Origin of the sequence: Paenibacillus sp. GCM10027630 (assembly GCF_042676305.1) — a bacterium.
Lineage (GTDB): Bacteria > Bacillota > Bacilli > Paenibacillales > NBRC-103111 > Paenibacillus_S.
Map to the genome: position 1 here is coordinate 1 of NZ_JBHTGY010000041.1, position 21,232 is coordinate 21,232.

General features: G+C 43.6%; 18 protein-coding genes. 1 reads left to right on the forward strand and 17 read right to left on the reverse strand.

Going from position 1 to position 21,232, the window contains the following annotated elements:
• Nucleotides 1-1,366: 1,366 nt before the first annotated feature.
• Together ACFQ0C_RS21760 and ACFQ0C_RS21765 are read right to left on the reverse strand one after the other, a co-directional pair.
• Nucleotides 1,367-1,525: a hypothetical protein gene (locus ACFQ0C_RS21760; protein WP_379369544.1), complete on the reverse strand. Its 159-nt coding sequence runs from the start codon at nucleotides 1,523-1,525 to the stop codon at nucleotides 1,367-1,369.
• A 285-nt stretch (nucleotides 1,526-1,810) separates the two neighbouring features.
• Nucleotides 1,811-2,227: an FG-GAP repeat domain-containing protein gene (locus ACFQ0C_RS21765; protein ID WP_379369517.1), complete on the reverse strand. Its 417-nt coding sequence runs from the start codon at nucleotides 2,225-2,227 to the stop codon at nucleotides 1,811-1,813.
• Between the two features lie 564 nt (nucleotides 2,228-2,791).
• Here ACFQ0C_RS21765 and ACFQ0C_RS21770 point away from each other — a divergent pair.
• Nucleotides 2,792-3,502: a response regulator transcription factor gene (locus tag ACFQ0C_RS21770; protein WP_379369519.1), complete on the forward strand. Its 711-nt coding sequence runs from the start codon at nucleotides 2,792-2,794 to the stop codon at nucleotides 3,500-3,502.
• Between the two features lie 13 nt (nucleotides 3,503-3,515).
• On the opposite strand, the gene ACFQ0C_RS21775 is transcribed toward ACFQ0C_RS21770, so the two are convergent.
• The 15 genes from ACFQ0C_RS21775 to ACFQ0C_RS21845 all read right to left on the reverse strand — a co-directional run bounded on the left by ACFQ0C_RS21775 (nucleotide 3,516) and on the right by ACFQ0C_RS21845 (nucleotide 20,094).
• Nucleotides 3,516-5,501: a sensor histidine kinase gene (locus tag ACFQ0C_RS21775; RefSeq protein ID WP_379369521.1), complete on the reverse strand. Its 1,986-nt coding sequence runs from the start codon at nucleotides 5,499-5,501 to the stop codon at nucleotides 3,516-3,518.
• Between the two features lie 322 nt (nucleotides 5,502-5,823).
• Nucleotides 5,824-7,797, reverse strand: a complete 1,974-nt coding sequence (locus ACFQ0C_RS21780; protein ID WP_379369523.1) for a S9 family peptidase — start codon at nucleotides 7,795-7,797, stop codon at nucleotides 5,824-5,826.
• 52 nt (nucleotides 7,798-7,849) lie between these two features.
• On the reverse strand, nucleotides 7,850-9,073 hold the full coding sequence (locus ACFQ0C_RS21785; RefSeq protein ID WP_379369525.1) for a trans-sulfuration enzyme family protein: 1,224 nt from the start codon (nucleotides 9,071-9,073) through the stop codon (nucleotides 7,850-7,852).
• A 43-nt stretch (nucleotides 9,074-9,116) separates the two neighbouring features.
• On the reverse strand, nucleotides 9,117-9,866 hold the full coding sequence (locus tag ACFQ0C_RS21790) for a creatininase family protein (protein ID WP_379369527.1): 750 nt from the start codon (nucleotides 9,864-9,866) through the stop codon (nucleotides 9,117-9,119).
• Nucleotides 9,863-10,213: a thioredoxin family protein gene (locus tag ACFQ0C_RS21795; protein ID WP_379369530.1), complete on the reverse strand. Its 351-nt coding sequence runs from the start codon at nucleotides 10,211-10,213 to the stop codon at nucleotides 9,863-9,865. Before ACFQ0C_RS21795 ends, ACFQ0C_RS21790 begins: the two co-directional genes overlap by 4 nt.
• A gap of 137 nt (nucleotides 10,214-10,350) precedes the next feature.
• On the reverse strand, nucleotides 10,351-11,172 hold the full coding sequence (locus tag ACFQ0C_RS21800; RefSeq protein WP_379369532.1) for a carbon-nitrogen hydrolase family protein: 822 nt from the start codon (nucleotides 11,170-11,172) through the stop codon (nucleotides 10,351-10,353).
• Between the two features lie 35 nt (nucleotides 11,173-11,207).
• Nucleotides 11,208-12,188: an ABC transporter ATP-binding protein gene (locus ACFQ0C_RS21805; protein WP_379369546.1), complete on the reverse strand. Its 981-nt coding sequence runs from the start codon at nucleotides 12,186-12,188 to the stop codon at nucleotides 11,208-11,210.
• Nucleotides 12,188-13,162 (reverse strand): ABC transporter ATP-binding protein, encoded by a 975-nt coding sequence (locus ACFQ0C_RS21810; protein ID WP_379369548.1) that lies wholly within the window; start codon nucleotides 13,160-13,162, stop codon nucleotides 12,188-12,190. The genes ACFQ0C_RS21805 and ACFQ0C_RS21810 overlap by 1 nt, the downstream gene beginning before the upstream one ends.
• A gap of 23 nt (nucleotides 13,163-13,185) precedes the next feature.
• Nucleotides 13,186-14,055: an ABC transporter permease gene (locus tag ACFQ0C_RS21815; RefSeq protein ID WP_379369550.1), complete on the reverse strand. Its 870-nt coding sequence runs from the start codon at nucleotides 14,053-14,055 to the stop codon at nucleotides 13,186-13,188.
• 79 nt (nucleotides 14,056-14,134) lie between these two features.
• Nucleotides 14,135-15,052: an ABC transporter permease gene (locus tag ACFQ0C_RS21820; RefSeq protein WP_379369534.1), complete on the reverse strand. Its 918-nt coding sequence runs from the start codon at nucleotides 15,050-15,052 to the stop codon at nucleotides 14,135-14,137.
• Between the two features lie 118 nt (nucleotides 15,053-15,170).
• Entirely contained in the window at nucleotides 15,171-16,727 is a 1,557-nt protein-coding gene (locus ACFQ0C_RS21825; protein ID WP_379369536.1) for an ABC transporter substrate-binding protein, read from the reverse strand.
• A gap of 32 nt (nucleotides 16,728-16,759) precedes the next feature.
• Nucleotides 16,760-17,950 carry a M20 metallopeptidase family protein gene (locus ACFQ0C_RS21830; protein WP_379369538.1) on the reverse strand — a complete coding sequence of 397 codons (1,191 nt, stop codon included), beginning with the start codon at nucleotides 17,948-17,950 and terminating at the stop codon, nucleotides 16,760-16,762.
• Nucleotides 17,951-18,004: 54 nt separating this feature from the next.
• Nucleotides 18,005-18,733, reverse strand: a complete 729-nt coding sequence (locus ACFQ0C_RS21835; protein ID WP_379369540.1) for a FadR/GntR family transcriptional regulator — start codon at nucleotides 18,731-18,733, stop codon at nucleotides 18,005-18,007.
• Between the two features lie 529 nt (nucleotides 18,734-19,262).
• Nucleotides 19,263-19,598, reverse strand: a complete 336-nt coding sequence (locus ACFQ0C_RS21840) for a helix-turn-helix domain-containing protein (protein WP_379369542.1) — start codon at nucleotides 19,596-19,598, stop codon at nucleotides 19,263-19,265.
• Between the two features lie 172 nt (nucleotides 19,599-19,770).
• Nucleotides 19,771-20,094: a DUF4870 domain-containing protein gene (locus ACFQ0C_RS21845; RefSeq protein WP_258218206.1), complete on the reverse strand. Its 324-nt coding sequence runs from the start codon at nucleotides 20,092-20,094 to the stop codon at nucleotides 19,771-19,773.
• Nucleotides 20,095-21,232: the final 1,138 nt, after the last annotated feature.

Here is a 21,232-nt window from a genome sequence, read left to right on the forward strand (position 1 = left end):
GGTTCTTTGGGCTATGTTTCACCGGATCAATACGAGGCCATGTATTACAAAAAGGTTGTGTGATATCTCTTATTTGAGTGTCTACTTTCTTGACAGAGATCCAAAATCATTCTTGTGCTTCACTGATGGCGCGTGAACAGATGTTCCAAGTTTGCTTTCATGATAAAGGAGACCAGGATACTCTTACGGCTGCCTAAAGTAAGAAGATAGATGGAAATCCTCCCGTTAATCCATCCTGAATATGGTTTGAAAGCAAGCTAACTGGAAAAACTCCTGCTAATCAAGGTGATCGTGATGAAATCAGCCATAATCCTTAGAATTAGCAGGAGAAATTCCAGTTATAGGACTTGGAACGTTATGTTTGGGAGAAAATAACGTGACAATTTCCCGATAATTGCATGTGTTCGCTAGGTTGCCATATAATGCTGCAAACGAACCTCGAACCCCGTGATTAGCACGAGTTGGAAAGAGACCTCATCTCAGCTATTCGCTGAGAATACCTAAGAAGGCTATTCTCAAAAGGTAAGCCCTGGTGAGTGAGTGAGTGAATCCGATAGAATGTGCAAAAGAACTTTTAATATGGAGGTTTTTTTTGCAACCCTATATTCAGGATAAAATGGTGAAGGGGCTGTTCCAAAAATGAATTTTGGGACAGCCCCTTCCAAGGACTCATCAAGGCGTTTCACTTAACTTTGTAGCTATATTCAGAACATATATTTTTCGAACCACTCGCTGATTCTCTTCAAGCGTCCGCTTTCCAAAGGCAAACCATTTCTTAGCATGGCATGGTTTGCCTTTGGAAAGCGGACGAATTGCGTCTGTTTATTTAATGATTCAAGGCGACATATAACTGCTCCGCTTGTTCGATGGGACAACGCNTTGTTCGATGGGACAACGCAGATCGTTTTCGCCATGCATAATTAGCAACGGGGCTTCAATTTAATCCATATGGTTCACTAGAAACATAAAAAGTTGAAGCAGACGATCCATCACCACTCAACCAACATTGGGTTTCAAGTAATTTTGTTGGCCAAAATCCAAGAACTTACAACTTCAAGTATAATTGGCTTGATTAAATACTGGTTAAATGAAAAATTAAAATCGTATCATTTGATACAATTCTACCATATAGTATCATATTAATTGTTAGTCTACAGTAGGACATTGTACCTTCCCTAAACTGATTCTACAACGCTAACGGTAATATCTATCGAAATCTCCGACTTCTCTTATTCCAGTACTTGATCCAAACATACCCGTCATTATCCCGATACAAACGAATTCCAATTAATTTGAGCGGTGTCCAGAGTTCCCTAAAATAATAATATGGCATAGCAATTCTCTCCTTTCGGATCACGCCTGTTGATTAACCATTTTTTAGGTTGCTTAGAGTCGACAAATAGACGTGTTTATCCAACACTCTGGCAATGGCGACGGTCCCATAACCATTATCTCCCCACGCGGCGACGGTTCCGTCCGATTTCATCGCTAAGGAATGGTAGCCTCCTGCGGATAGTTCCCCGATCCCAAGCTGATTTTGCCGAAATTATAGCGGGCACAGTGCATGCCCAAAACAAAAGTAATGCGATCCAAACTTTGCTCCATTCTACAAAACTTGCTTTACTCTTGCATTTTCTTTCCATCATCAAACTTCCTCCCAGATCAAATGTCCATTCCCATCAAATACCCATGAAAATGCTTCCCCAACCACCTTACATTTACCCCCAATCGGTTCCGCCGCACTGAACAAAATGCTACATTTTTTCGAAAAACAGATAACCTCTTTTCGATAAATTCACTGGCGATCCATTCAATTTCGACGTTCCGTTTGCCGGCAAGGAGACAACGGTAACCCCGTTATTGGATCGCCGTCTCCATCCGAGTTATTTCCTGTAAAGTCCGTTTTCACGAAGGCAAGAATCTCATTCTGCGTACCAGTTAAGGTGTTGTTCGTTATTGTAGGCATATGATTATTCAAATAGATAGACAGCAAGTAACTGCTCTGAATGTATTCAGAACTTATAACGGCTACATCCGGCTTCCCATCTGCATTGAAATAGCCGGTGGCTATAGGGTGTGGCTTAATCGGATGACCGTAAGAAACGGTTTGAAAGATGCTGTAGAAGGATCGGCAGCAATAGCTGTTCCAGCATATAAAGCCATAATTATAAAAGCGAAACCAACGATTTTTAAGATAAAACCTTTCTCGATCATTTTCCCTTTCCATTAATAAACATCATCTTAACAACGGCAGGTTAAATAGCGGTAAAATGAAAAATATTAATACTTTTCTTCATCAAAAAATGACTTCCTTATGGAGGAGAGTGTATATTTTTGCAAGTATGTTAGAAGAAAATGGGTATTTTAGTGGGGGAATATGGCGGAATAGCGAGAAATACGATTGCCAATCTGGTACACTAGATACTTTGCGGGAAGCCCCGCTATAGAAAAAACCTAACAAAATGTTAGGTTTTCGGGAATTTGCGCCATTCAATACTGACAAGCTTTTAGCGGCGTCGCCGGTTCGGTTTGGGGGGCGGCGTATTTGCAATGACGTTCGCTATGAGTGCGCCTCCTCTTGCTTCTGCCAAACCTTCGGTAGCTTCCTTCATTTCTTTCTCCGTTAACGGCTTCTCCAATTCATCAAGCTTAAAATTCTGTTCATTGTTCGAGTTCGACATCGCTAAGGTAAAATAGATAATTTTTTTAATGTAAGGCCAAACAGGCAAAAATTTGCTAAACTAATTACACAAAGCGACATTTTTTTCACACATGATGAGGGGGTTATGGAGTGGGAGCAACGGTGTTAACCGTAGACGACGACATTCAATTGCAAGAAATGCTGCATTTATTTTTGTCTGCAGAAGGGTTTCGCGTCGTACAGGCATTCGATGGTGAGCAATGCTTGACTCTAATACAAAGCAAGCAGCCGGATCTTGTCCTGCTGGATATTCAATTGCCAGATACGAACGGAATCACGCTCTGCCGCAGCATCCGCAGCATATATCCTTTGCCTATCCTGTTTCTGACGGGTAACAAGGAGCAAGCTATCAAGCTGGATTCGCTACATGCGGGCGGCGACGACTACATAACCAAACCGTTCGACCAGTTGGAACTGTCCGCAAGAGTACGCTCTCATATGCGCTGGGGGAAGATTCTTGCCTCAACTGAGCAAACGATGAGCCGCAAACTGACGTTTCCCGGACTGGAGCTCGATCTGGAGCGCAAGACAGTCATTGCTAACGGAGCGCCAATTACTTTGCTAGCCAAAGAACTGCATCTGCTGATCACGCTCGCCAAAAATCCGCACCGGGTGTATCATCCCAGACAGCTGTACGAATTAATTTGGGACGACTCGTCCCGCTACTCGTCCGATCTTATCAAAGTGTACATTCACCAATTGCGCAAAAAACTGGAAATCGATCCGGCGAATCCGCGTTACATTCAAACCGTAAGAGGCTTCGGCTACAAATTCGACGGAACTGAAGGCAAACTGCCTTAAGAACAAATGTTCCCTAACGAATAATGGGTAGTGTGAAATAAAACTTGCTGCCGCTCCCAAGCTTGCTCTCCACCCCAATTTCGCCGCCATGCTGCTCCACAATTTCTTTGGCGATCGCCAAGCCGAGCCCGCTCCCCCGGGATTCTCCTTCCGTATAATAGCGGCGGAAAATATGAGGAAGCTGTTCCACACCGATCCCGTGGCCGGTGTCCTCTATCATTACGCAGACATAATCATTCCTAAGCGATGCATGCAGCGTAATTGTGCTATCCGACTGCGAAAACTTGCACGCATTGTGAACCAGATTGGAAAGCACGCGCTTGATCAAGTGCGGTTCGATAAGCACATCCACCTCCGTTTGGGGAGGTGCGATCACGAGCCGGCAACACCGTCCGGCGTATTCGATATCTGCGGCCAACTCCTCGCCTATTTCTTCAAACCATTCGAAAAAAATGACCATTTGCCGATCGGCACCGCCTACCGCCATCTCAGCGCGGCTCAAATGCAAAAAATCGTCAATGAACCGATTGACATCCAGCACCTTGTCGTACACAATGCGCAAAATTCGCTCCTGCTGCCCCGGCTCCTTTTCCATTTTATGAATCAGCACTTGAACACCGCTTTGCACAGAAGAAAGCGGACTACGAACGTCATGCGAAATATTTTGCAGCATCTTCGTCCGGAACGCTTCCGATAAAACAAGCTCATCGTTAGCGCGCTTCAAGCTTTCCGTCTGCTCTTCAACTGTTTTTCTCAAGCTTACGTTCCATTCCGACAACGTTTTCACCAGAGCTTGCTGCGCGGTTTCTTCCTTCCTCCGCATTTGATTCATAAGGGCGTACAGCAAAATAGCCATAAACATAAAGTCCCCGAGCAAACCGAACTGCGAAGCGAAGCGGGTAAACTCGCTGGTCGGCACAAGACCATACAGCAGCAGCGCCTTGGGGAGTACCGTCGCCGCAACGACCGGTATTTTGAGAATCGCCAAATACAGTGCAATACGATTTCCTTTCATAGCGCATAAGACGAAAACAACTAAACCCAACAATAAAGTAAAGTATTTGAATAAAAATACGATATTCCCCATGCCAAACGGATAAAAAAACAGGATGCCGATACAGACAATCGGACAGGCAATGTTCATAAAACAGCAAATCCAATAAGCTACCAGCGAGTCATTTTTCGGCTGCAAAATCGCCGTTACAAACAGAATGCCGAAATACCGGCCCAGCACATAAAAGAAATCATAGGCAGCAGACGGGCTTTCCCACAAGGCCGATCCCGCCTCACCTCCCGCCAACCTCTCCGATCCAAACACAGGCAGCGCAAACCCGTTCCAAATCAATAGCACGATGCAAAAGGTTGCAACATTAAGCATGTAATACAAATAAGCTCTATTTCGGGTGTACAAGTACAATACAATCTGGAATACAACAATAACCAGAAGCACACCGTAATAGAGTCCATAAAAAAGCAGCTCATTGTACATGTTGCTATACAATGACGATGGCGATGTTAAGCTGATCGGGATCAGCATCGATCCATACGTTTCAAAACGCATATAAATCGTTTTTTGTTGCCCTGTCGGCAAATTCAGCAAATAACTGGGGTGATTTCGATGAAAGGTGACTAACGTTTCCGGGGGATATATGGCGATGCTGTCCAAGACCGAATTCATCACGCGAAGCTCCCATTGCTCGTTGTGCGAATCATTGTGAACCGTAAAACGAACCCAATACGAGGATGATGTATAACCAAAGGAGGATTTGCCTTCGGCAGGTTTAAACTGCTGCTGGATAATCGGTGACTGAACATCCTCAATAGTCCATTGCCGCTCTTTGTCCTCAAGTACATCCATTTGCAGGTTGATCGAATAATCTTGAACGTCATCTGACAACGTAAGCCCCGTCGCTGCAGCAGTCTCGATAGCACTTACGAAAGGCGATACTGCTAATGCGCAAATCGTAAACAGCATGATTAAAAAACTTAAGACTCGCATGATAGTACCCTCTCATCCATTCATCTTGTCGCGTTGGTAACTATCATATCACGAGCCCCCCTTTTGCTGTCTAGCAGATGGCACTATTCAACAAATTATATAAAATTACTTTCAAACAAGATGTTCGTCGCACACAAAAAGCCCCGCTCACCGCGAGGCAAGCAAGGCTTTTGAAATACAGCAGCTATTCTCAAAAAGGTAAGCCCTGGTGAGTGAGTGAGTGAGTGAATCCGATAGAATGTGCAAAAGTTCCAAAAATGAATTTTGGGACAGCCCTTTCCAAGGACTCATCAAGGCGTTTCACTTAACTTTGTAACTACACTCAGAACATATATTTTTCGAACCACTCGCTGATTCTCTTCAAGCGTTCGACTCGAAGCGAGGGCGTTCCATTTCTAAGCATGGCATGGTTTGCCTTTGGAAAGCGGACGAATTGCGTCGGTTTATTTAAAGATTTCAAGGCAACATATAACTGCTCCGCTTGTTCGATGGGACAACGCAGATCGTTTTCGCCATGCATAATTAGCAACGGGGTTTGAATATGTTTAACATAAGCAAGTGGCGAATGCCTCCACAGCTTCTCCGAATCATCCCAAGGATTGCCTTCAATTTCCCCTTCAGTATAGGATATCCCGATATCGCTTGTTCCATAAAATGAGAGCCAATTGGATATGGAGCGGTCCGTAACAGCGACACGAAACCGATTCGTACGACCAACCATCCAATTTGTCATAAACCCGCCGTAACTGCCGCCGATGACACCTAATCTTGTTTCATCCACAAAGTCACAGATGTTTAATACGTGATCCACCGCATCCATTAAATCCTGGAAATCCCGGCCACCAAAATCGCCCCGGCAAGCTTTGACAAAGGATTGACCGTAACCGAAGCTTCCGCGCGGATTCGTATAAAGAACTACATAGCCCTGGGAAGTCAGCATTTGAAATTCGTGGCTGTAGGTGTTGGCATATAGCGCATGAGGGCCTCCATGAATTTGCAGAACCATGGGATATTTCTTGCCTTCCTCCATACCGACAGGCTTCATGATCCAACCTTGAACATTCCAGCCATCAGAAGTTTCCAGCCACAATTCTTCAGGTAAGCTTATGTCCAATTGCTGCAATAAATCATCATTACTATTCGTCAAACGCAATTCTTCTTTCGTATGCGTATCGATTCGATACAAATCACCTGGATGTGAGGGATCCGAGGAGACCGCAATAAGGTAACGACCATCAGAAGTTAGGGCATACTGATAAACATTCCTCTCGCCTCGAGTAACTTCATTAAATGCACCGTCCATGGAAAACCGGTATAAGTGAACATTGCCATGCAAGGAGCCCAACACATACATGGATGAACCTTCTGCACTGAATAATGGGGATGGCGATACGGAAACAGCCAACATATCGCTAAGCGCCATGTTTCCCATTTGTATATCCTGCATCCCGGTCAGGCAGGACAACTCACCGCCTTCTGCTGGCATGAGAAACAAATGATTGTGAGTCGCACTTCCGTACAATCGATCGTTTCCTATAAATACGATTTTCTTGCCATCTGGTGAATAGCTCGCTTGACTGATGGACAACGTAGAATCAGTCAACTTGCTTATTTTTCCATCACTGAGGCTAAGACTAAAAACATCGCTAAAGGAATTTAAATCATTATCTGCAAGAAAAGAGAGCCGTTGACCATCCGGTGACCAAAAAGGCTTCAAGGCATCAAACTCGCCCGTTGTTGCTTGTTTGACCTGAACACTTCTCAAATCCAAAATAAAGATATGAGAGTATAGTCCGTCCCACAGCCCCATTCCCTCTGTCTTTAGGCTTGTACGCGTGAAAGCTTGTGCTTGCTCAGAGGTCTTATTACTTTCTTTTTGTCCAGAAAGCTCCTCTTGCTCCCGATCCCCGCTCACCCTTGCTGTGAATGCGATAAAATTCCCGTCAGGTGACCAAACAAACGTCCCGATACCATTCTTAGCAGAGGTCAATTGCTTCGCTTCCCCGCCGTGCACCGGAATATGCCATAACTGTCTGCCTTTGTCGGTTGTGCGGAGGAAAGCCAGATGCGAACCATCAGGAGACCAGGAGGGGAACTCGTCCTTGTCTCCATAAGTGAACTGCGAACCTTGATTCCCATCTAGTGCAATTAAGTGAATTTGTTTTCGATAATTATTGTTTTCTTTGTCTATGGTAGTATGAACATAAGCAACCGATCCGGTATCAGGACAAACGGATGGATCGCTAATCCACTGGTACCCGTATAAATCTTCCGATAATACCTTACGTTTCCCCATTATGCAGCCCTCACATTTCAGATAGGTCCATCTCCAAAATTATAAAAGAATTTCAATTTCCAGCCTGTATTGGCATGACATCGTTTTGAACTTCACTTTCGGATAGCAATGCCTGCTCCAGATCTGAAATAATATCGTCAGCATCTTCAAGACCGACAGAAAGTCGGATTAAACCGTCGGATATACCGAACTGCTGTCTTTCGTGCTTAGGGATCGAAAAGTGGGTCATTGAAGCCGGGTGTTGAACCAACGTTTCCGGGTCGCCTAGACTGAAGGATATCATTGCCAAACGCAAACGATTAATAAAAGCTACGCTCATTTCCAAGCCGCCTTTAATTTCAAATGAGACAATACCGCCCATACCTCTCATTTGTTTTTTTGCCAGTTCATGTTGGGGGTGATTCGCGAGACCAGGGTAATAAACAGCCTCCACTTGTGGATGACCGTTTAAGTAGGCCGCTACTTTCATTGCGTTGTCACAATGGGTTCTCACTCTCATTCCCATTGTTTTCAACCCGCGCAGAATCAAGAATGACTCCCAGGCATTTAAATTTTGCCCCAAGTCTCCTGCAATGCGTTTGCGGATAAAATCAATAACCTCTTTTTTCCCTACAACAAAACCAGCAAGCACATCTCCATGGCCGTTTAAGTATTTTGTCGCGCTATGTACGACCACATCCGCACCAAGCTCTAGCGGCTGCTGCAAATAAGGCGTCATAAAAGTATTATCCACAATAAGCGGTAGATTGCGTTCTTTTGCAACAGACGCAATCATTTTCAAATCCAAAACCGTCAATTTCGGATTTGATGGTGTTTCCACGTAAATAGCTTTGGTATTTTCTTTTATTGCTGCTCTCACCGTATCTGCATCCGTACAATCGACAAAATCATAGGTTATTCCGAATCGTGGAGCCAGAAGAGTAATAAAATTATAAGTTCCCCCATATACATCCCTGGTTACAACAACATGGTCACCGTTCTGTAGAAAAGCTAATAGAGCGGAAGATATGGCCGCCATTCCGCTGCTAAGTCCAATGCTATCCTCTCCGCATTCCAGTTGTGCTATTTTCTGTTCAAGCGTCCGCGTAGTCGGATTACCATATCGGCCGTAATACGTCCCTTCTTTACTTCCAGCAACGACGGCGGCAGCTGTTTCGGTGTCCGGAAACGCATAAGCAACCGCAGGAATAATGGATTGGGATATGGCTCCTGTTGCTTCATCGGGCTTTTGAGCTGCATGGACCGCAATGGTGTCGAATCTCCAGCCTTGTTTCATATTTACCCCTCCAGTCAATTGGTAATATTTACGATTTGCACAACTATTCTTGCTCTCCAATATTCCAATTTTCTGTTATAAAATGAACAATCCGTTCAACCGATCGCTCAACTAATACTTTCCCCTTATCGGCCGTAGCAAGTGTCGAGTTGCCCACCGTACCCCAATCGGTATTGTCCGACAATTTTCCATATTTCATAATTTCAGGAAAAGCATCCTTACGTTTTCTGGACACATCCATCGTTTGGCTTGCGTCCACAAGATCGGGATACAGATGCATCATAACTGACGTTCCTGCCTCACCGGCATGAGAATGCGCTAATGGGCCTGAATCCAATACGCCTTGATCGATGGTTTGGATAAACCTCCAATAATCAATTTGGGCTTTACGAATATCCTTACGCTCCCGGTACGTATAGGCAATCTGATTGATAATAGGCACATTGCCGGCATGGGCATTGATGAAGAGGAAATCTTTAAAGCCCCATTTCACCAAGCTATCCATAACATCGCTTAAATAAGACTTAAAGCTTTCTGGACGAATCGTTATAGTGCCCGGAAACTCATCAAGCATAGAGGAGTCACCCACTTCCAGCAACGGTCCTACTATGCCGTTTACGCGCCTTGCCACTAACTCAGCTATTTTTACCGCTACTAGAGTGTCGGAACCAAGGGGCAGATGTGGACCATATACTTCAAATGCACCCGCAGGTAAAACGACCAGATCAGTCTGTTTTTTTCTCTCAACGAACGTAGTCCAGCTCATCTCTTTCAGAAAATAGGTATCGTTCATAGCTTAGGTTCTTCCCGCTTGCAATTGGCAAGTGCCTCGTCCAAAAACAATTCAATTTCTTCACGCGTCTTCCGCAGCTTACTGACAAACCGACCTTGCTCTTTGCTGCGATAAAACAATATAAAACTGGGAATACCTAGTACATTATTCTCTTCGCATAGCTCCGGAAGTTCATCACGGTCAATTTCGATAAAATCCAACCGTTCCCCATAGTTGATTTCCAATTCCGGCATAAAGGGATTTATATAATGGCAGTCTTTGCACCATTCCGTTTTGAAAACCGCAACCGTAGGCTTATCATTTCCGATAGCTTCTCTATATTCAGATATACTTTTTATTTTTCTCAAATTGCATCCGCCTCTCGAAATAGGTATTGTCTCACAAAACTTTTCACCTTAAAGTGCGTTTTCTAGAAGTTAAATTTTCAGCACCGAGCTTCCCGAGGATACTTCGTGATCAAAAGTGGGACTTTTTGAACAACCTCTTAAAGCTCCGTATCGTACAATTCAGGTCTGCGGTGCACATGGGAAGGCAGCTTTGCTCGAACCTCTTCCACACGCTTCAGATCTATCCGGCAAGGAATAAGAGCTTCAGTCTCAGGTCCATTGACCATAACAACACCCATTGGGTCTACAATCAAGCTTTGACCAATATAAAAATTGTCACTCACTTTACCGCAGCCTACCATAAACACCGTATTCTCGATCGCTCGGGTAGTTACCAGGTTAGTCCAGTGCATTTCCTTCAGCGGACCACGCACCCAGCCTGACGGTACAATGATAATATCCGCGCCGTGTATCGCTTGGTAGCGCGCAATCTCCGGAAAACGCAGCTCATAGCAGACGAACAAGCCGATTTTGCCAAATGGAGTTTCGATAGGTTTAAAAAGAGCATCGCCAGGCTTAATGTTTCTTGATTCGTTATATCCGAAAGCATCAAATAGATGCGTTTTGCGATAGGCGCTAACTATGGTTCCATTAGAATCCACGACAACCGTTGTGTTATATACTCGTTCTTCTTGCGGATCTTCGACCGCCTCGCGCATGCCGAATATGAGCCACACACCGAATCTTTTGGCAAGCTCCGCCATACCGCTCACAAAAGGGCCATCCACTGGCTCCGCATCCTTCAAAGAAACGTCTTTAGGAGTTCCGAGTGGAAAATGACTCATAAACACCTCTGGAAAAACAATTAATTCCGCTCTATGAACATTTACCGATTCCTGTACCGCATCCTCAGCCTTTTTCAAATTAACGTGCTTATCATCAGTCGATGTCAATTGAGCCATAACAAGTTGAAACGACATATCGATCACTTCTCCTTTTATATTCAGTTATTGCTTTACAGCGGGAAATGGCAAGCTACAGAATGCTCTACCCCTTCCAGAGCAGGCGCCTTTTCACGACATAAATCCTGAGCGTACGGACAGCGCGGATGAAACGCACATCCACTTGGCGGATTAGCGGGATTCGGTAAATCCCCTGTAAGCAGAATCCGTTTTTTCCGTTTGGTAGGATCAGGTACCGGGACGGCTGATAACAGAGCTTCTGTATAAGGATGTCTCGGTTTCACAAATAGCTCATCTCTGCTGGCCAATTCAACAATTTTCCCCAAATACATCACAGCGATACGGTCACTAATATGTTTAACGGAAGGTAAGCCATGGGCTATAAAAATATAGGTCAACTGGAATTGACCCTGAAGCTTTTTCAGCAGGTTCAAAATTTGAGCTTGAATAGAAACATCCAGGGCAGAGACAGGTTCGTCACAAACGATCAATTTCGGCTTTAATGCCAGCGCTCGCGCAATACCAATCCGTTGTCGCTGTCCCCCACTGAATTCATGAGGATGGCGATCCAGATGATGTTCTCCCATACCGACCGTTTCCAACAATTCAATAACCGTACTTCTCAACTGTTTTCCTTTTGCCAGCCCATGTACTTTGAGCGGTTCAGCAACAATATCAAGCACTCTCATTCTTGGATTCAAGGAGGCAAACGGGTCCTGAAACACAATTTGCAAATCTCGCCGAGTCCGTCTGACTTCTTCCTTATCTAGCTCAGTCAAGCTTTTCCCCTCAAACCAAATCTCACCTTCAGTGGGCTCAAGGAGTTGTGTGATCATTTGCCCCATTGTAGATTTCCCGCAGCCTGATTCACCTACTATGCCAAGCGTTTCTCCCGTGTTCACAGTAAAATTGAGTCCATCGACAGCACGCACGTATTCATTGCTCTTGGAGAAAATCCCTCGATGAATGGGATAATATTTCTTCAATCCCTTGACTTCAAGAATCGGTATTGCTTTATCCTCACCTTGTTTCATCATGACACCTCCCCGCTGCGCAAGCACCTGACCCAGTGCCCATCTTTCTTTAATTCCAGATGTGGCTTTGTCTGCATACATTGACTAACGGCGTGAGGACAACGCGGATGAAAAGCGCATCCACTAGGCATATCAAGCAGATTCGGGACCATGCCGGTTATGGATTCAAGTTCTTCCTTTTGTTCATCTATTTTGGGCAGTGAAGCTAGAAGTCCCATTGTATACGGATGACCAGGACGTTCAAACAATTCGTAGACGGAAGCTTCTTCAACAATTTCGCCGGCATACATAACAACCACTTTATCCGCCATTTCTGCAACGATTCCCAAATCATGCGTAATGAGAATAACTCCCGTATTTTCCTCCTTGCTTAATGTGGCGATGAGCTCTAATATTTGTGCCTGAATGGTCACGTCCAAGGCAGTAGTAGGTTCATCGGCAATAAGCAGCTTCGGGCGGCAGGCTAGAGCCATAGCAATCATGACTCGTTGCCGCATTCCTCCCGATAGTTGATGGGGGAAACTGTCCACTACTTTAGCAGCATTCGGGATGCCAACACGCTCCAGCATTTCAATACTTTTATTCCTCGCATTTTTCCTATCCAGCCCTTGATGCGCCCGGATGACTTCGCCAATTTGATTGCCGATTGTAAAAACCGGATTTAAAGAGGTCATAGGCTCTTGAAAGATCATCGATATTTCGTTTCCACGAAGCTTGCGCATTTCTTTGCGTGATAGCTCAAGAAGATTTTTCCCCTCAAATCGCACTTCACCACCAACGACCTTGCCCGGTGGAGCAATAAGTCCCATGATCGAGAGCGAGGTAACACTTTTCCCGGAACCGGACTCCCCTACGATCGCCAACGTTTCTCCAGGCAATACAGAAAAACTCAGACCGTTGACCGATGGGATTAAGCCTTCTTCGGTTTTAAAGTATGTCTTTAACTCTTTTACTTCCAGTAAATTCGTTTTCAACATCGATCCCTCGTTTCGTTTCTTTATTCCCTTGCCTTCATACGAGGATCCAGCACATCGCGCAGCCAATCGCCTAGAAAAATAACACCCAGTACGGTGATCGTAATCGCTAATCCGGGAAAAGTGGCTACCCACCAACTGGTGGCCAAATACTGCCTTCCATCGCTTAACATGCCTCCCCAGGAAACAGCTGGCGGTTTTATGCCCAAGCCCAAAAAGCTGAGTGAGGCCTCCATAATAATCGTTGTGGCGACACTCATCGTAGAGATGACAATAAAAGAGGAGATGACATTGGGAAGAATATGCGTAAATATAATTCTGGCATCTTTGGCCCCTACTGCTTTAGCAGCTCTTACAAAATCACGTTCTTTTACACTCAGCACTTCTCCACGTACGACCCGCGCATAAGAAACCCAATTTGTAATACCAATTACGAAGATAAGCGTACCAATTCCTGGCCCTAATACGGCTAATACTACGAGCATAAATAAAATAGTAGGAATCGCCAAAAATGAATCGGCCACCCTCATAATAATCGCATTTGTCCATTTCCCGTAGTATCCCGCGAGCAAACCCAGTACAGCGCCAATCGCACCCGAAACTAAAACGGCACATATACCGACAATCAATGATACTTGCGAGCCATACACAATACGGCTCCATATATCTCGGCCGAGATTATCCGTACCAAGCAAATGTCCCGGAGCTCCCTTATCCAGCCACATTGGCGGCAGTAATCTTTGCGAAGGATTGATTTTCGCTGGATCATGCATTGCAAATAAAGGCGCGCATAGGGCAATGATACAAACTGCAAGTACAATAATTGCACCAACGGTTCCCGTTTTACTTTTAAGCAGGAGGCTTAACAAACGTTTGCTTCGACTTCGCTTCACAGTATCTTTATCACGGTTTTCGACTATGCTATTTGCCTGCGTTTCAACTGACAACCCCAAATCTATCCCCCCCCTCTCACTAGCTGTACTTGATACGAGGATCAAGTATCCGATAGACTAGATCCGTCAGCAAATTGCTTATAATGACAATGATGGCAATAATGAAGACAGCCGCCTGTACTATAGCCATATCGTGAGTGTTCACAGCGGTAACGAGCAGTTGTCCCAAACCAGGCCAGGAAAATACCGTTTCGGTAATCAAGGTTCCACCAATCAGGCTCGTAAATTGCAAGCTCATAATAGTTACGACCGGAATCAATCCGTTACGAAACGCATGTTTACAAATGACAACTGTTTCAAGAAGTCCTTTGCTTCTTGCGGTTCTGATATATTCCTGACTTAATATCTCCAGCATGCTTGAACGGATCAACCGGGTCATTTGAGCCGTTACGGCAGCACCTAATGTAATCGCCGGTAAAACCAAATGCTCAATCCCCCCTCTTCCAGAAACGGGAAATACGCCTAACATGACAGAGAACAATAGAATCAACATGATACCCGTCCAGAAATTAGGCATCGCTTTGCCTAATACAGATATGCCTGAAATAAACAAATCCAGGAAAGTATTACGCTTTATCGCAGAAATAATACCCAATGGAATGGCCATTATTGTAGCTACCACCATCGCTGCTACAGCAAGTTCAAAGCTGGCTGGCAATCTTTCCAGCACAAGCGGCAATGCCGATTGTCCATAATGAAACGATGTGCCGAAATCACCGCGAATTACATTGCTTAGGAACAACCCAAATTGGATATATAAAGGCTTATCAAGTCCTAACGCTTTGGTTAAGATGGCGCGGTCTTCCTCAGTGGCAGTCTCCGGGAGCATTAATGCCACAGGATCCCCTGTAATATGAACAAGAATAAATACAATGGTCGAGATCAGAAAAAGAACGGGTACCACCTGAAGCAACGACTTGAAAATATATTTTCCCAAGAACTTCCCTCCTTCCGGCTAAAGTTGTATTAAAGGGGAACCCTTACGGTCCCCTCTCCAACAAGTTCGTTTTCAAAAGTCAGCTTCTCAACACCGCCTCTAATACAATCGCTTCTAATCACTTTTGAGGAGTAATCTCCTCTGCGAAGTACATCTCATCAAGTCTTGGCTTATAATCTACTTTGGGACCGACACCATAGTTCCCTTTCATTTGATACAAGTAAATCGTCGGACGCTCAACAGCAAAGATTTTTTGTACTTTTTGATATTGTTTTTCTCTATCTGCCGGGTTCATGTTTTTCTCAGCCGATTGCAGCAATTCCTCCACCTCAGGATTATTGTAATCTGTTTCACCTTTGGCATTGGCTAATTTAAACCGGTTATAATTGTTGGAAGCATCAAACAAGGAGTTACCTACACCCAACAGGAACAATTCGTTGAATTTTTTAGAGTTTAGCTTCTCGCTGAACTTACTTGCTTCCAGTACTTCTAAATTCACTTGAAAACCCACTTCTGTTAGCATGGCAGCAGCCACTTCTGCAATTTCTTTATATTGAACTTGTGTGGAGAATGTAACCTTGGGTCCGCCGTTGGCATAGCCTGCTTCTTTCAATAATGATTTTGCTTTTTCCTTATCATACAAAAATTGATTATACAAGCTTGGTTCAGCACCAAAATTACCAGGTGTAACAGAGGTCCGTGTTGGGATTCCAGCTCCACCTGCTATGCTATCAACGATTTCCTTGTCGTTAATTGCCAAATCTACAGCTTCCCTAACTTTGGGATCCGCCGTAACCGAGCCAGGAGTAGTTCGCATAATAACATGCAATACTCTTTGAATCGTCGCCTGCGCCACCTTCATATTGTTAATACCGTCAATACGTTTCAAATCTGTTGTTGGAATATTGGAGGCAATATCAACACCCCCGGTTAACAATTCGGATACTCTTGTGGAGGCTTCAGGAATGACACGGAACACCAGCTTATCCCATTTGGGCGTTCCACCGAAATAATCAGCATTTTTAACCATCTCAACCCGATTGTCCTTCAGCCATTTACTGAACTTGTACGGCCCAGTACCAACCGGCTCCTTCATGAAAACATCCATGCCTTTCTCTTGAATATATTTGGAAGGAAGGATGTCGGCGCCCATTCGGGACAACCGATTAAGCATCAGCGGATCGGGTCCGTCAGTAATGATTTCAACATTATAATCATCGATCACTTTGACTTCTTTGAATCGTTTGTAATAGGTGTTTTGAAGAAGCTTGCCATCCTTGGCTAGTCGCTCGAACGAAAATTTCACATCAGCAGCTGTAAAAGGGTCCCCATTATGAAATTTGACACCTTGACGCAGCTTGAACCGCCATGTCGTGTCATTCACTTGCTCCCATGAAGTCGCCAAAGCAGGAACTTTCTTCTGGGAGCTATCATTTTTCAATAAATAATCGAACATATTGACGAGAACGGCTTCACTTTGTGTATTATTATTGTTTTGGACATCAAAGCTTTCAATATCCGTAGCGTTTGCTACAGTCAACACCTTCTCGCCCGTGCCTTCTGCAGACTTTGAATTATTTGCAGCATTTTCTTTTCCCGCACCTCCGCTGCAACCCGCTACGACAAGCATGGAAGCCAAAACAACAGTCAACCCTTTTGCATACCAACGTTTCAAATTAAACAACCTCCCTTAAGTTATATTTATAATCAATGAGATGAATCCGATAAAAAAGAGAGCGCAATGGCAGAAAGCATAGCCACTCCGTATGGAAGAGCATTTTCGTCCAAATCAAATTTGGGATGATGCAAGGGATAGCTGGTGTATTCTTGTTCATTACTGACACCTAAGCGAAAAAACACACTTGGAACCACCTCGGAATAAAAAGCGAAATCTTCTCCACCCGTTGATGGTTTCACAAATTCCCATCGTTTTTCCCCGAATAAACGTTCACTTGTTTGAGTTAAGAAGTCAACCATGTCTTCATTGTTCACGACAACAGGATAACCAATGTTATACTTAAACTCATAATCAGCCCCGAATGATTGGGTAACACCTCGTATAATCGTTTCGATTAACTCCGGCATTTTTGCACGCAAGGTTGGACTTAGCGTTCTTACAGTACCAACCATCTCTACTTCCGGTGCAATCGCCGTTCCCATATAGCCGCCTTGTATCTTGCCAATTGTTACAACAACAGGATCCAGGGGATCCACCAGTCGGCTGGCAACATGCTGCAGCGCAGAAATCACTTGTGCGGATACCGTTATCGCATCAACTGCTTCATGTGGCCTGGCAGCATGACCACCCTTTCCAATAATCTTGATTGCAATGCTATCCGCAGAGGCAAATGCCACTCCTTTTGTTACAGCAATCGATTTGGTGGGCAAGGCAGGAAAGACATGAAGCCCTGCCATTGCATCTACCCTAGGATTCTCAAGCACACCATCGTCCATCATTGCTTTCGCACCTGCAAGTCCCTCCTCCGCAGGCTGGAAGACGAATTTAATGTTTCCTCTTTTGGGCTTTCCTAAATTTACAAGAAGCTGAGCAGCGCCCATCAGCATACTGGTATGGGCATCATGACCACATAGATGTCCTTTCCCCGGAATTTTAGAGCAATAGTCAACTGTCTTCAGGTCTTGAATGGGCAGTGCATCCATATCTGCTCTCAATCCGATGGTTGGCCCCGGCTCTTCACCTCTCAAAATGCCCACAACACCTGTTTTCCCAACATTGCGTCTCACTTCCAGACCAAGGCTTTGTAAATGATCAGCAACGATTCCAGAAGTGCGGAATTCCTGATAGCCCGTCTCCGGATGCTGATGAAAATCTCGCCGCCATATAACTATTTGCTCCTTTATATCTTCTGCCAAACCAATTAGCTTGTTCAGATCCAAACCAACAACCTCCTACGATGTCTAATATGTTTCAGTTATTCGAAAAAAACACATCTATGTACCCTTCGAAATGATTCTGGAATGTATGGCAGCTGTGGTTTCATCCGTATGCTGTTTCATAATTTCTTTGGCTTTTGCTCCATTTCTCTCTTTTAGTACGTCCAACAACAACATATGCTGCTGGTAGCTGGCCATTTTAACATTTAAATTGTATGTCATTAAATCCAAGGCAGGATTAATCTTGGTACGGATTTGCCTAACCGCCTTTTCGAAATATTGATTTCCAGAAGCTTTTGCGATGGACAGATGAAATCTTACATCCAAAGCACGGAATAGCTCACGCGTACAATCTTCTTCCATACTTTTCTCAACATAACTTCTGAGCTGGGCTAATTCGCTTTGAGTAATTCGCTCTGCAGCAAGACATGCAGCTTCCGGCTCAATAATAGACCGAAACTCAAATACTTTGAGCATTTGCTGCCAATCCTTCCTAATTTCATCTCGGTTCCGTTGGTGGGAATTTATTGTAAGCGGAAGAACAAACGTCCCTCCTTTGGCACCAAGACGCTTCTCAATCAGACCATTAGCCTCCAGCTGAGATAAAGCCTCTCGTACTGCAAGACGACTCGCATTAAACATAGATGCCAGTTCCCGCTCCGTGGGTAGTTGTTCTTCCGACAAAAACTCTTTAAGAATAATCGCTTCTTCCAACTGTTCTAAAATAAAGTCACTAACTTTTTTAGGTGACACTTTTTGAAATTGCATTTCAGCTTGAGATTGCAAACTGTATCCCTCCAAACTTGGAAAATAATGAGTTAAGGTTCATACCTTAGACCATTCAAAAGGGTAAAAAAAAGAGGTGCTCTCTTTTTTGACCACTACGCAATGAACTAATGAGTATAATAATAACTTCACGGCATATTATTGTCAATATACATAACATAACAAAAAGAAAATATATGTATTTTGACAATAAAAAGAAAAAAATGCAAATTTAACGTGATGAAACGTGACGTGATATCAGACATAATTAAAATAAATCTTTTTGAAAGCGCTTCATTCGCTATGTTATCATATCTTATTTTATTACTCAAGGGTTTTGAGCTAACATACTATCGTTCTTCTATACACATTAAATATAATAATAGCTCTTAGAAAAAATTATCACATCTATTCCGATGCGTCAAGTAGAATTAATTTTTGTGTTGATTAAGCCCCAGTCTTACTATTTCAAAATTTATTTAATTTTGATTTTCACAAAACAAAAAGCCCGCTCACCGCGAGGCAAACAAGGCTTTCGATATTAAAGCAATTATTTCTGCTGATCTTTACGCCATTTACTATATTCCAAAAACTCCAGAAACTGCGCCTTGCTCACACCTGAAGCCATGGCTTCTTGAACAAGGTTCTTCCACTCCTCATCTAATTCCGTTGGTTCGGATTGAGACACAGGTTTATTTTGTAAAAATGATTCTATCGGCACATCAAGTACAGCGCATATTTTCTCCAAAAATTGAATCGATGGATTCGACTGAATATCTCGCTCAATAGAGCTCAAGTAGGACTTGGCTACCCCAGCCTTCTGGGCCAGATCCGTTAGGGTAAGTCCTTTTGCAAGTCGCAATTGCTTTACGCGTTTGCCTATCATGGTTGCTACCCCTTTTTCCTGTCCGACGTCATTATTTCTATTTTAGCAAATATTCAGGGGTTATGGATAAGTAATTGTAAAAATTATTTTATGTAAACGTTACCATTTAACAGAATGAAAAACACTGTCCCGAGCCCATTAGCCCAGAGCAGTGTTTCTGCAAACTGAAAAATTACTTAATTAAACGAATAGTAAGCGGGTAGCGGTACATTTCGCCGTTATTAGCCTTAATTGTTGCAATAATGCAAAATACGTACATAAACACGATAATCGCAGGCAAAAGAACAAATCCAATAAGAACGACCATCAGTACTGATGCAATAATGGAATAGATCGTGATCGAAATTTGAAAATTAAGCGATTCCTTCGCATGCTCATCCACATATTGGGACTGGTCTTTCTTAATCAGCCAGATGATAAGCGGGGCAAGAAAGCCGACCACAATACATAAAATATGAGATAATAATGCCATTGTTCTTTCATCACTTGTAGCCATCTCAACACCTCCTGAATATTGTATTTATCCATTCAATTCGGACACATTTATACAATATTATATCAGAGTCAATGGGTAGTGAGAACAACTTTTTACAAAAATGTGACAAATTCCACATAAAATCTTACCTCCGAGTTGAAGCAGCAGCAATAAGAAAAGCTTCTGATCGAAGCCCTTTCGAGGAAGATACATTCGTGTTTAAACGGTAGCTTTTCTTGCAATAACAGACTTGTTCAGCTCCGCTGAAAATTTATAAAGTCTGTTATTATAAGAAAAGCTTCGATTCGTAGCCCTCTCGATGAAGATACATCCGTGTCTAAGCGGCAGCTTTTCTTGCAATATCAGACTTGTTCCGCTCCGCTGAAAATTTATAAAGTCTGTTATTATAAGAAAAACCATCCGGAAACTATACTGAAGATCCTCTAGGACGAACTAACGTGGTGCCTGGAGAGAGAGCATGGGGTGTGGAATTACGGACAATGTTGATGTCATGTTTCCTTGCAGACTTGCCACGACGGGAATACATCCTGCGCCAAAATCATCACTTGATGGAAGTAAACAGCTTTACCGCTATATAACCAAAACCATCACTTGACGGAAGTAAACGGCTATTCCGCTATGCAACGGTACAACGCGTGCTCGGGAGCACCCCTCCATAACTATAATAGCGGGAAATCCTCCCGTTAATTCCAGGATACGAAGGCTTTTTACGCAAATAACTGGAAATCGTCCTGCTAAATTCCATCATTTAATGCATTTTATGCAATATATGTCTATATTAGAAGAGGTTTTTCCAGTTAATCACTTAAACGCGGGTGCGAAGAGAGAATTAGCTCCAGAAATTCCAGCTAAACATTTCATTCACTACCACCCGACGAAGATACATTCGTGCTTTAGCATCACTTTACTTGCGAGCAGAAAGTTCAACATCTGCTTTAATGAAATTAAGCTTTCTCTATTTGTTAAGGCTGAACGAACTCAGAATCCAGAAATAAAAACTTATGCTTTCAACTAAAAAAAGTACATACCGGCCGGTCAATGTCATTAAGTTAAGGCATAGGGCTAAATATCAAAAAAGAGCTGGTTATCGAAAAGATAGCCCGCTCTTTTTTTGCCTGAAGATGAAAAATAGGACTTG